This is a genomic window from Vibrio sinensis (assembly GCF_003605645.1).
In the GTDB taxonomy this organism is placed as follows: Bacteria; Pseudomonadota; Gammaproteobacteria; order Enterobacterales; family Vibrionaceae; genus Vibrio; species Vibrio sinensis.
In genome coordinates this window covers 24157-36757 of sequence record NZ_QVMU01000034.1, presented here as the reverse complement: position 1 = coordinate 36757, position 12601 = coordinate 24157, and the positions used below count along the sequence as shown (strand labels likewise).

At 45.1% G+C, this 12601-nt stretch carries 9 protein-coding genes; all 9 read left to right on the top strand.

Annotated elements, in window-relative coordinates:
- Positions 1-148, top strand: a 148-nt coding sequence (locus DZ860_RS21765) for an EF-Tu C-terminal domain-related protein (RefSeq protein WP_500691421.1), incomplete at its 5' end; no start/stop codon positions are given.
- A gap of 237 nt (positions 149-385) precedes the next feature.
- Entirely contained in the window at positions 386-766 is a 381-nt protein-coding gene (gene secE, locus DZ860_RS21760; RefSeq protein ID WP_120035209.1) for a preprotein translocase subunit SecE, read from the top strand.
- Between the two features lie 13 nt (positions 767-779).
- Entirely contained in the window at positions 780-1328 is a 549-nt protein-coding gene (gene nusG, locus DZ860_RS21755; RefSeq protein ID WP_040989451.1) for a transcription termination/antitermination protein NusG, read from the top strand.
- A gap of 144 nt (positions 1329-1472) precedes the next feature.
- Positions 1473-1901, top strand: coding sequence for a 50S ribosomal protein L11 (rplK, locus tag DZ860_RS21750; protein ID WP_120035207.1), 429 nt, complete (start codon positions 1473-1475; stop codon positions 1899-1901).
- A 4-nt stretch (positions 1902-1905) separates the two neighbouring features.
- Positions 1906-2607: a 50S ribosomal protein L1 gene (gene rplA, locus DZ860_RS21745; protein ID WP_120035205.1), complete on the top strand. Its 702-nt coding sequence runs from the start codon at positions 1906-1908 to the stop codon at positions 2605-2607.
- A gap of 292 nt (positions 2608-2899) precedes the next feature.
- Positions 2900-3394, top strand: coding sequence for a 50S ribosomal protein L10 (gene rplJ, locus DZ860_RS21740; RefSeq protein WP_120035203.1), 495 nt, complete (start codon positions 2900-2902; stop codon positions 3392-3394).
- A 57-nt stretch (positions 3395-3451) separates the two neighbouring features.
- On the top strand, positions 3452-3817 hold the full coding sequence (rplL, locus tag DZ860_RS21735) for a 50S ribosomal protein L7/L12 (protein WP_120035201.1): 366 nt from the start codon (positions 3452-3454) through the stop codon (positions 3815-3817).
- A 247-nt stretch (positions 3818-4064) separates the two neighbouring features.
- A complete protein-coding gene (gene rpoB, locus DZ860_RS21730) occupies positions 4065-8093 on the top strand; it encodes a DNA-directed RNA polymerase subunit beta (protein WP_120035199.1) in 4029 nt (1342 codons plus the stop codon).
- 105 nt (positions 8094-8198) lie between these two features.
- Positions 8199-12401 (top strand): DNA-directed RNA polymerase subunit beta', encoded by a 4203-nt coding sequence (rpoC, locus tag DZ860_RS21725; RefSeq protein WP_120035197.1) that lies wholly within the window; start codon positions 8199-8201, stop codon positions 12399-12401.
- Positions 12402-12601: the final 200 nt, after the last annotated feature.

Sequence of the window (12601 nt, the reverse complement as noted above, 5' to 3'; positions counted from 1 at the left end):
AGGCGTAGAAATGGTAATGCCTGGTGACAACATCCAAATGATCGTTGAGCTAATCGCTCCAATCGCAATGGATGATGGCCTACGTTTCGCTATCCGTGAAGGTGGCCGTACAGTAGGTGCTGGTGTTGTTGCTAAAATCTTCGAATAAGATTTGACGAACCAGTAGTAAGAAGGGCATCATTTGATGCCCTTTTTCTACGCTAAATTTAATGTTTGCTGATTTATTATCCAAGCATGTATTAAGCGAGATGTTTTGGCAGGGTAATCAATGCTCTACCGAACAAAGGATGTGCGTTTATTCGCGTTAGGGAATAGCGTGTAGTGGATTTGCCCTGCAACAGCGGGGTTGTTGTCGTCTATATTAGACTTATGACAGGTTGGTTTTATGAAAGCAAATAATGCTGAAACTCCTGATAGCTCAGGCGGAGCAGACATGTTGAAGTGGATTGTCACTTTTGTTCTGTTAGCTGCCGCTGTTGTGGGTAATTACCTGTACGGTGATATGTCGGTAGTAGTTCGCGCTGCGGGCGTTGTTGTTTTAATTGCTGCTGCACTTGGTGTTGCTGCAACAACAACAAAAGGTAAAGCAGCGATCAGTTTTGCAAAAGAATCTCGTATGGAGGTTCGCAAAGTGGTTTGGCCAACACGCCAAGAAACTCTGCAAACAACATTGATCGTTTTAGCTGTAAGTATTGTAATGGCTCTAGCACTATGGGGCATTGACGGCATTATGGTTCGTCTTGTTGCATTTGTTACTGGGGTATAGAGGGTTCTAATTCATGAGTGAAGCTCCAAAAAAACGCTGGTATGTAGTTCAAGCCTTCTCTGGATTTGAAGGTCGTGTAGCTCAATCTCTTCGCGAGCATATCAAAATGCATAGCATGGAAGAGCTATTCGGTGAAGTACTTGTCCCTACTGAAGAAGTAGTGGAAATCCGCGCAGGACAGCGTCGTAAGTCTGAGCGTAAGTTCTTCCCAGGTTACGTCCTAGTTCAGATGATCATGAACGATGAATCATGGCACTTAGTGCGTAGTGTTCCGCGTGTCATGGGCTTCATTGGTGGTACCTCTGATCGTCCAGCTCCTATCACAGATAAGGAAGCTGACGCGATTCTTAACCGTCTTGAGAAAGCGAGTGAAGCTCCTCGTCCACGTACTATGTACGAAGCGGGTGAAGTTGTTCGTGTTACAGATGGTCCATTTGCTGACTTCAACGGTACCGTTGAAGAGGTAGATTACGATAAGAGCCGCGTTAAAGTGTCTGTATCGATCTTTGGTCGTGCGACACCTGTCGAGCTTGAATTTGGCCAAGTTGAAAAACTTGACTAAAAAAACACCTTTTTAAGGCTTGTTAAAGGCGTGGAATCTGACTATAATTTCGCGCCTTTTTGCTTATATTAAGCAAAAAGTTTTTTACGAAACCGGGGAGCTGATCGATTGATTAGCGTTTGAACCCAATATTTAGGATATATCATGGCTAAGAAAGTTGAAGCTTATATCAAGCTACAAGTTGCTGCTGGCGCTGCGAACCCAAGTCCACCAGTTGGTCCTGCTCTAGGTCAACACGGTGTGAACATCATGGAATTCTGTAAAGCGTTCAACGCAAAAACAGAATCTCTTGAGAAAGGTCTACCAACTCCAGTAGTTATTACTGTTTACTCTGACCGTTCTTTCACGTTCATCACTAAGACTCCTCCTGCTGCTGTTCTTCTTAAGAAAGCTGCTGGTATCAAGTCTGGCTCAGGTCGTCCAAACACTGAGAAAGTGGGTACTGTTACTGAAGCTCAAATCCAAGAAATCGCTGAAACTAAAGCTGGCGACATGACTGGTGCTGATATCGAAGCGATGAAACGTTCTATTGCGGGTACTGCTCGTTCAATGGGCCTAGTGGTAGAGGGTTAAGATCATGGCAAAACTAACTAAGCGTATGCGCGTTATCCGCGACAAAGTTGACGTAACTAAAGAATACGAAATCAACGAAGCTGTAGCTCTTCTTAAAGAACTAGCAACTGCTAAATTCGTTGAGTCTGTAGACGTTGCTGTAAACCTTGGCATCGATGCTCGTAAATCTGACCAAAACGTACGTGGCGCAACTGTGCTACCACACGGTACTGGTCGTGATATCCGCGTTGCTGTATTCACTCAAGGCGCAAACGCTGAAGCTGCTAAAGCAGCTGGTGCTGAGCTAGTGGGTATGGAAGATCTAGCTGAGCTAGTTAAAAAGGGCGAAATGAACTTTGACGTTGTTGTTGCTTCTCCAGATGCAATGCGCGTTGTAGGTCAACTAGGTACAATCCTAGGTCCACGCGGTCTAATGCCAAACCCTAAAGTTGGTACTGTAACTCCTAACGTTGCTGAAGCTGTTAAGAACGCTAAAGCTGGTCAGGTTCGTTACCGTAACGACAAAAACGGCATCATCCATACTACAATTGGTAAAGTTTCTTTCGAAGCGAACCAACTACAAGAGAACTTAGAAGCTCTACTAGTTGCGCTTAAGAAAGCTAAGCCTTCTTCAGCTAAAGGTGTTTTCCTGAAGAAAGTTAGCATCTCTACTACTATGGGTGCTGGCGTTGCAGTTGATCAGGCTGGCCTGAACACTCAAGCGTAATATATTTGATTAGGTGCGAAATTAGTGTATAATTCCGCGCCTAATATTTGTGGTTGGGGCTGAACGTTAATTCGATAAACTATATAATAGTTTGTATGAGTTATGACCCAGTCTCCGTCCAAGACCGTAGGTGTTTATTTTTATAAATAAGCTTAATTATCCTACGTAGATGGTGCCCGAACTGACAGAAAGCTCTATGTAAATAGTTACCTTTCTTCTGGGAAGCACCTCAATAGCTCTCACTGTTGTGATAATAGTGAGTGGTGTAATAACAACCAGGAGTAAATCCAAGATGGCTTTAAACCTTCTAGACAAAAAAGCAATTGTTGCTGAAGTCAACGAAGCTGCCAGTGGTGCACTTTCTGCAGTTATAGCTGACTCTCGTGGTGTTGCTGTTGGTGCAATGACTACTCTTCGTAAACAAGCTCGCGAATCGGGCGTTTACCTACGAGTTGTTCGTAACACACTAGCACGCCGTGCGGTTGAAGGTACTGATTTTGAGTGTCTAACTGACACTTTCACTGGTCCTTCTCTTATCGCGTTCTCTAACGAGCACCCAGGTGCTGCAGCGCGTCTTTTCAAAGACTTCGCTAAAGAGAACAAAGATTTCGAGATCAAAGCTGCTGCATTTGAAGGCGCTCTAACTGACGCTGAAAAACTTGCGACACTACCAACTTACGACGAAGCAATTGCACGCCTAATGATGTGCATGAAAGAAGCTTCTGCTGGCAAGCTGGTACGTACTATCGCTGCTGTTCGCGACCAAAAAGAAGAAGCTGCGGCGTAAGCCTTGCTTTTCACTGGTTGCTTAATAAACTTATTGTTGACTTAAAAGAGAATTGTTATGTCTATTACTAACGAGCAAATCCTAGACGCAGTTGCAGAAATGTCTGTAATGCAAGTTGTTGAACTAATTGAAGCAATGGAAGAGAAATTCGGTGTTACTGCAGCTGCTGCTGTAGTTGCTGGTGGTGCTTCTGCTGAAGCTGCTGCTGAGCAAACTGAATTCGACGTAATTCTAACTGCTGCTGGTCCTAACAAAGTACAAGTTATCAAAGCTGTACGTGGCGCAACTGGCCTAGGTCTTAAAGAAGCTAAAGCTCTTGTAGACGGTGCACCTGCTGCACTTAAAGAAGGTGTTGACCAAGCTGAAGCTGACGCTCTTAAAGCACAGCTAGAAGAAGCTGGCGCTACTATTGAAATTAAGTAATTATTACTTAATTTCCTAGCCGCAAGGCTAATGGCTGGTGGTTTAATAACCACCGGCCTTTTTGCGCTGTAGGGTATAGGCGAATTTTCCCGCTGTTTAAGCGTCTTTACCTGAGCAAAAATCATTGCATTCATCGCAATGGAATGACACTACAGTAAACAGTTGTTAGTCACTGTCCCTTACCCCCCTTAAGTAACTAGGTGCGGGCGGACGGTTTGGGTCACTTATCAGCGAGCTGAGGAACCCCATGGTTTACTCTTATACCGAGAAAAAGCGCATCCGTAAGGACTTTGGTACTCGTCCACAAGTTTTGGACATTCCATACCTTCTATCGATCCAGCTTGATTCTTTCGAAAAATTTATCGAACAGGATCCAGAGGGACAATACGGTCTTGAGGCTGCTTTCCGTTCTGTATTTCCAATTCAGAGCTATAACGGCAATTCCGAGCTGCAATACGTTAGCTACCGTCTTGGTGAGCCAGTTTTTGATGTTAAAGAATGTCAAATTCGCGGTGTTACTTATTCAAAACCACTACGCGTTAAATTACGCCTAGTTATTTTTGATAGAGACGCGCCAGCAGGTACTGTAAAAGACATTAAAGAACAAGAAGTCTACATGGGCGAAATTCCGCTTATGACAGACAATGGTACCTTCGTTATCAATGGTACCGAGAGGGTTATCGTATCCCAGCTGCATAGAAGCCCTGGCGTTTTCTTCGACAGCGATAAGGGTAAAACCCACTCATCTGGTAAAGTTCTATATAACGCACGTATTATCCCTTACCGTGGCTCATGGTTAGATTTTGAGTTCGATCCTAAGGATAACTTGTACGTACGTATCGACCGTCGTCGTAAGCTGCCTGCATCAATCATTTTGCGCGCGCTAGGAAAAACTTCAGAAGAGATCTTGGATCTATTCTTCGAGAAAGTGAACTTCCAAGTTAAAGATAAAACTTTAATGATGGAGTTAGTTCCTGAGCGTCTACGCGGTGAAACTGCATCGTTCGATATCGAAGCGAATGGCAATGTTTACGTTGAGCAAGGTCGTCGTGTAACTGCGCGTCATATCCGTCAATTAGAAAAAGACGGAATTGAGCACATCGAAGTACCTGTTGAGTACATCGTTGGTAAAGTTGCATCAAAAGATCTAATCAATGAAGCAACAGGCGAGATCATTGTTGGTGCAAACCAAGAGATCAGCCTAGAAGCTCTAGCGAATCTTTCACAAGCTGGACATAAGTCTCTAGAAGTTCTATTTACGAACGATCTAGACCATGGCCCATTCATGTCAGAAACACTACGCGTTGACAGTACTGTTGACCGTATTTCTGCTTTGGTAGAAATCTACCGCATGATGCGCCCTGGCGAGCCACCAACGAAAGAAGCTGCAGAGTCTTTATTCGAAAGCCTATTCTTCTCTGAAGAGCGTTATGATCTATCGACTGTTGGTCGAATGAAATTTAACAGCTCTATCGCTCGTGAAGGTGCTCAAGAGCAAGGCACCCTTGATGAAGTAGATATCATCGAAGTGATGAAGAAGCTGATCGCAATCCGTAACGGTAAAGGCGAAGTGGACGATATCGACCACCTTGGCAACCGTCGTATTCGTTCAGTTGGCGAAATGGCTGAAAACCAATTCCGTGTTGGTCTTGTACGTGTTGAACGTGCAGTGAAAGAGCGCCTAAGCCTTGGTGATCTTGATGCAATCATGCCTCAGGACCTTATCAACGCTAAGCCTATTTCAGCAGCAGTTAAAGAATTCTTTGGCTCTTCACAGCTTTCACAGTTTATGGACCAAAACAACCCGTTATCAGAAGTGACGCACAAACGTCGTATTTCTGCATTGGGTCCTGGCGGTCTAACGCGTGAACGCGCTGGCTTTGAAGTACGTGACGTTCACGTAACTCACTACGGTCGTCTATGTCCGATCGAAACGCCAGAAGGTCCAAACATCGGTCTGATCAACTCACTATCAGCGTTCGCTCGTTGTAATGAGTACGGTTTCCTAGAAACCCCTTACCGTCGCGTTGTTGATGGTATCGTAACAGACGAAGTAGATTACCTATCTGCTATCGAAGAAGGTCAGTATGTTATCGCTCAGGCGAATACTGTTCTTACTGAAGAAGGTACATTTGCTGAAGAACTGATCACTGCTCGTCAGAAAGGTGAATCAGGTCTACACCCACGTGAACATGTAGATTACATGGACGTTGCAACTAACCAGGTTGTATCTATCGCTGCATCGCTTATCCCGTTCCTAGAACACGATGATGCGAACCGTGCATTGATGGGTGCGAACATGCAACGTCAGGCAGTTCCAACACTACGCGCTGATAAGCCTCTAGTTGGTACTGGTATCGAACGTAACATCGCAGTTGACTCTGGTGTTACGGCGGTAGCTAAACGTGGTGGTATGGTTCAGTCTGTAGATGCTTCTCGTATCGTTATTAAAGTGAACGAAGAAGAGTTGATCCCTGGTGAAGCCGGTATCGATATCTACAACCTAACTAAATACACTCGTTCTAACCAAAACACGTGTATCAACCAACGCCCATGTGTAATGCCTGGCGAACCGGTTGCTCGTGGCGATGTTCTTGCTGATGGTCCATCAACAGACCTAGGTGAACTAGCACTTGGTCAGAACATGCGTATCGCATTCATGCCTTGGAATGGTTACAACTTCGAAGACTCGATCTTAGTATCTGAGCGCGTAGTTCAAGAAGACCGTTTCACGACAATCCACATTCAAGAACTATCTTGTGTGGCTCGTGATACCAAACTTGGTTCTGAAGAAATCACTGCTGATATTCCAAACGTAGGTGAGTCTGCTCTGTCTAAACTAGACGAGTCAGGTATCGTTTACATTGGTGCTGAAGTGAAAGGTGGCGACATCCTTGTAGGTAAAGTAACGCCTAAAGGTGAAACGCAGCTTACACCAGAAGAGAAGCTACTACGTGCTATCTTCGGTGAGAAAGCCTCTGATGTTAAAGACACGTCTTTACGTGTTCCTAACTCAGTTTCTGGTACGATCATTGATGTTCAAGTTTTCACTCGCGATGGCGTAGAGAAAGACAAGCGTGCGCTTGAAATTGAACAAATGCAGCTGAAAGAAGCTAAGAAAGACTTAACTGAAGAATTCCAGATTCTTGAGGGTGGTCTACTTGCTCGTGTTCGTTCTGTATTACTTGATGGTGGTTACTCAGAAGACCGCCTAAATACGATTGATCGTAAGAAGTGGTTAGAACTAACGCTTGAAAATGATGCGCTACAAACTCAGCTTGAGCAACTAGCAGAGCAGTACGACGAACTTCGTGCAGACTTCGATAAGAAGTTTGAAACTAAGCGTCGTAAGATCACACAAGGTGATGATCTAGCTCCGGGTGTACTGAAAATTGTTAAGGTTTACCTAGCAGTTAAACGTCGCATCCAGCCTGGTGATAAGATGGCAGGTCGTCACGGTAACAAGGGTGTAATCTCTAAGATCAACCCTGTTGAAGACATGCCTTACGATGAAACTGGTCAGCCGGTAGATATCGTTCTTAACCCACTGGGTGTACCTTCGCGTATGAACATCGGTCAGATCCTAGAAGTACACTTAGGTTTGGCTGCGAAAGGTATTGGCGACAAGATCAACAAAATGGTTAAGGAACAACAAGAACTTGCTAAGTTCCGTGAGTTCCTACAGAAAGTTTACTCTCTAGGCGATACTCGCCAGAAAGTTGACATTGCTGAGCTCTCTGATGATGAAGTTCGCACTCTGATCTCTAACCTACGTGGCGGTCTACCAATTGCGACACCTGTATTTGATGGTGCGCCAGAAGAATCGATTAAAGCGCTTCTTAAACTGGCAGATCTACCAGAATCAGGTCAGCTTAAGCTGTTTGATGGTCGTACTGGTGACATGTTTGAGCGTCCTGTAACTGTAGGTTACATGTACATGCTGAAACTAAACCACCTTGTTGATGACAAGATGCACGCTCGTTCAACTGGTTCGTACAGCCTAGTAACTCAGCAACCACTTGGTGGTAAAGCTCAGTTCGGTGGTCAGCGTTTCGGTGAGATGGAAGTATGGGCACTAGAAGCATACGGTGCTGCTTACACGCTTCAAGAAATGCTAACTGTTAAGTCAGATGACGTTAACGGTCGTACTAAGATGTATAAAAACATCGTAGACGGAAACCACAGCATGGAACCTGGCATGCCAGAATCGTTCAACGTATTGTTGAAAGAGATTCGCTCGCTAGGTATCAACATCGAGCTAGAAGACGAAGAGTAATCCCTTACTCCCTGAGTGAAAGCTCAGGGAAGTTAAAGCGATTCTTTATAGAAAGGTGTTCACTTTTGCGGGTGGACTCCTTTTAACTCCTTACAGGAGCTGATTGTGAAAGACTTATTAAACTTTCTAAAAGCGCAGCATAAGACCGAAGAGTTTGATGCAATCAAAATCGGTCTATCTTCACCAGACATGATTCGTTCATGGTCTTTTGGTGAAGTTAAAAAACCTGAAACGATCAACTATCGTACGTTCAAACCTGAGCGCGATGGTTTGTTCTGTGCGCGTATCTTTGGCCCAGTAAAAGACTACGAATGTCTTTGTGGCAAATATAAGCGCCTGAAGCACCGTGGTGTTATCTGTGAGAAGTGTGGCGTAGAAGTTACGCAAACTAAAGTTCGTCGTGACCGTATGGGCCACATCGAACTAGCTTCACCAGTTGCTCACATCTGGTTCTTAAAATCGCTACCATCTCGTATCGGTCTACTAATGGATATCCCTCTACGTGATATCGAACGTGTTCTTTACTTCGAAATGTACGTAGTAACTGAACCGGGTATGACTGATCTAGAAAAATCTCAGATGCTAACTGAAGAAGAGTATCTGGATCGTCTAGAAGAGTGGGGCGACGAGTTCACTGCTAAGATGGGTGCAGAAGCAATCCGTGACCTTTTAGGTTCTATGGATATGCACGCTGAAGCAGAGCAAATGCGTGAGGAGTTAGAAACAACTAACTCTGAAACTAAGCGTAAGAAACTGACTAAACGTTTGAAGTTAGTAGAAGCATTCATCACTTCAGGTAACAACCCTGAATGGATGATCCTAACTGTACTTCCAGTTCTTCCGCCAGATCTACGTCCTCTAGTTCCACTAGATGGCGGTCGTTTTGCGACTTCAGATCTGAACGACCTATACCGTCGTGTGATCAACCGTAACAACCGTTTGAAGCGTCTTCTAGAGCTTGCTGCTCCGGACATCATCGTACGTAACGAAAAACGTATGCTGCAAGAGTCTGTTGATGCGCTATTGGATAACGGTCGTCGTGGTCGTGCGATCACAGGTTCGAACAAGCGTCCTCTGAAATCTCTTGCTGATATGATCAAGGGTAAACAAGGTCGTTTCCGTCAGAACCTTCTAGGTAAACGTGTAGACTACTCTGGCCGTTCTGTAATCACAGTAGGTCCATACCTTCGTCTACACCAGTGTGGTCTTCCTAAGAAGATGGCACTTGAGCTATTCAAACCGTTTATCTACAGCAAGCTAGAGACTCGTGGTCTTGCGACTACAATCAAAGCTGCTAAGAAAATGGTAGAGCGCGAAGAAGCGGTTGTTTGGGATATCCTAGACGAAGTGATCCGTGAACACCCAGTACTATTGAACCGTGCACCAACACTTCACCGTCTTGGTATCCAGGCGTTCGAACCAGTACTAATCGAAGGTAAAGCGATTCAGCTACACCCACTAGTGTGTGCGGCATACAACGCCGACTTCGATGGTGACCAAATGGCGGTTCACGTGCCTCTAACTCTAGAAGCACAGCTTGAAGCTCGTACTCTGATGATGTCGACGAACAACATTCTGTCGCCAGCTTCAGGTGATCCGATCATCGTACCTTCTCAGGACGTTGTATTGGGTCTGTACTACATGACACGTGACAAGATCAACGTGAAAGGTGAAGGCATGTACCTTGCTGGCCCTGAAGAGGCTGAAAAGGCATACCGCACTAAGAGCGCTGAACTACACGCACGCGTTAAAGTACGTATTACTGAAACAGTTGTAGATGAAGATGGCAACAGCACAACAGAAACTAAGATGGTTGATACAACTATCGGTCGTGCAATGTTGTGGCAAATCGTTCCATCAGGCCTACCGTTTAGCATCGTTAACCAAAAATTAGGTAAGAAGCAAATCTCTAACCTACTTAACGAGTGTTACCGTAAGCTTGGTCTAAAAGACACAGTTATCTTCGCTGACCAAATCATGTACACAGGTTTTGCTTATGCAGCACTATCTGGTGTATCTGTTGGTATCGACGACATGGTTGTTCCTGCAGCGAAATACACTGAGATTTCTGCAGCAGAAGAAGAAGTTCGTGAAATTCAAGAACAGTACCAATCTGGTCTTGTAACTGCGGGCGAACGCTACAACAAAGTAATCGATATTTGGGCTTCAACGAACGACCGCGTAGCAAAAGCTATGATGGAAAACTTGTCTTTCGAAACAGTCGTTAACCGCGACGGTGAGGAAGAGCAACAAGAATCGTTCAACAGCATCTACATGATGGCCGACTCGGGCGCACGTGGTTCTGCAGCTCAGATTCGTCAGCTTGCTGGTATGCGTGGTCTAATGGCTCGTCCGGATGGTTCGATCATCGAAACTCCGATCACGGCGAACTTTAAAGAAGGCCTAAACGTACTTCAGTACTTTATCTCAACGCACGGTGCTCGTAAGGGTCTTGCGGATACGGCATTGAAAACAGCGAACTCGGGTTACCTAACTCGTCGTCTAGTAGACGTTGCTCAAGACGTTGTAGTTACAGAACATGACTGTGGCACAGTTGAAGGTGTCGACATGATGCCTCATATCGAAGGTGGTGACGTTAAAGTTCCACTGGCTGAGCTAGCTCTAGGTCGTGTTGTTGCTGAAGACGTTCTGAAACCAGGTTCTGAAGAAGTTCTGATCCCACGTAATACTCTGATTGATGAGAAGTGGTGTCAGATCATGGAAGAGAACTCAGTAGACAGCATGCGCGTGCGCTCTGTTGTTACGTGTGATGCTGACTTCGGTTGTTGTGCACAGTGTTACGGTCGTGACCTAGCACGTGGTCACCTAGTGAACCAAGGTGAAGCAGTAGGCGTTATCGCTGCTCAGTCTATCGGTGAACCAGGTACACAGCTAACGATGCGTACGTTCCACATCGGTGGTGCGGCATCTACTGCAGCAGCAGAGAACAGCATCCAAGCGAAGAACACAGGTTCTGTTAAGCTTCACAACGCTAAGTTTGTAATCAACAAAGCTGGTAAGCTTGTTATCACTTCTCGTGCATCTGAAATGACCATCATTGATGAGTTCGGTCGTACGAAAGAGAAACACAAACTGCCATACGGTTCGATTCTAAGCAAAGCTGATAACGATACAGTTACTGCTGGTGAAACAGTAGCAAACTGGGAAGCGCACACCATGCCAATCATCACTGAAGTGGCAGGTCGCATCCAATTCGTTGACATGATCGACGGTGTAACAGTTTCTCGTCAAACAGATGATCTTACAGGTCTATCTTCAAGCGAAGTAACTGATCCGGCTGCTCGCCCAGCTGCAGGTAAAGATATGCGTCCAGCTATCAAACTTGTAGATGAGCAAGGTAACGACGTAGTGATCCCTGGTACTGATATGCCAGCTCATTACTACCTACCAGGTAAAGCAATCGTAAACATCGAAGATGGCGCAGAAGTTGGCATCGGTGACACACTATCTCGTATCCCTCAGAAATCGAGCGGAAACCGAGATATCACGGGTGGTCTACCACGCGTAGCTGACCTATTCGAAGCTCGTAAGCCTAAAGAGCCTGCGATCCTAGCTGAGCACACTGGTGCTGTAAGCTTTGGTAAAGAAACGAAAGGTAAGCGTCGTCTAGTAATCACTCGCGATAGCGGTGAAGTTTACGAAGAGATGATTCCTAAGCATCGCCAATTGAACGTGTTCGAAGGCGAGAAAGTTGAACGTGGTGACGTAATCGCTGATGGTCCAGAGACTCCACATGATATCCTACGTTTACGTGGTATTCATGCTGTGACTCAGTACATCGCGAACGAAGTGCAAGAAGTTTACCGTCTGCAAGGCGTTAAGATTAACGACAAGCACATCGAAACTATCGTTCGTCAGATGCTACGTAAGTGTACAATCACTCACGCTGGTGATTCAGAATTCCTACCTGGTGAGCAAGTTGAATACTCACTAGTTAAGGTTGCTAACCGTGATCTAGAAGCAGAAGGCAAAGAGCCAGCTCGCTTCGAACGTGATCTGTTAGGTATCACTAAAGCATCTCTAGCGACTGAATCGTTCATCTCTGCGGCATCGTTCCAAGAGACAACTCGCGTACTAACAGAAGCTGCGGTTTCTGGTAAGCGTGATGAACTTCGTGGTCTGAAAGAAAACGTAATTGTAGGTCGTCTAATTCCTGCAGGTACTGGTTTCGCATACCACCAAGAGCGTCAAGCTAAGCGTCAAGCAGAGCAAGAAGGTCCATCAGCTGAACAAGCTACAGACAATCTAGCTGCACTGCTAAACGCAGGCTTCTCTTCAGAAGACTAAACCTTACAGGTTTCAGTTTTGAAGAATAAGCTTTAGTTAGCGAATAGAAAAAGGCACCTTAGGGTGCCTTTTTTATTGCCTGCAATATTCATCGTTTGTATTTGATTAAAAATATGAATAACCCAAAGAGAATAGAATAGGTTCAGTAGAATTTTATTAGAAAGATGGGCGAAGAAAATTGAGGAGGTAAGAGTGATAAT

What these genes read in the sequence shown, in the direction of transcription:
- secE (WP_120035209.1), top strand. Translation starts at nt 386, where the DNA reads ATGAAAGCAAATAATGCTGAAACTCCTGATAGCTCAGGCGGAGCAGAC.
- nusG (WP_040989451.1), top strand. Translation starts at nt 780, where the DNA reads ATGAGTGAAGCTCCAAAAAAACGCTGGTATGTAGTTCAAGCCTTCTCT.
- rplK (WP_120035207.1), top strand. Translation starts at nt 1,473, where the DNA reads ATGGCTAAGAAAGTTGAAGCTTATATCAAGCTACAAGTTGCTGCTGGC.
- rplA (WP_120035205.1), top strand. Translation starts at nt 1,906, where the DNA reads ATGGCAAAACTAACTAAGCGTATGCGCGTTATCCGCGACAAAGTTGAC.
- rplJ (WP_120035203.1), top strand. Translation starts at nt 2,900, where the DNA reads ATGGCTTTAAACCTTCTAGACAAAAAAGCAATTGTTGCTGAAGTCAAC.
- rplL (WP_120035201.1), top strand. Translation starts at nt 3,452, where the DNA reads ATGTCTATTACTAACGAGCAAATCCTAGACGCAGTTGCAGAAATGTCT.
- rpoB (WP_120035199.1), top strand. Translation starts at nt 4,065, where the DNA reads ATGGTTTACTCTTATACCGAGAAAAAGCGCATCCGTAAGGACTTTGGT.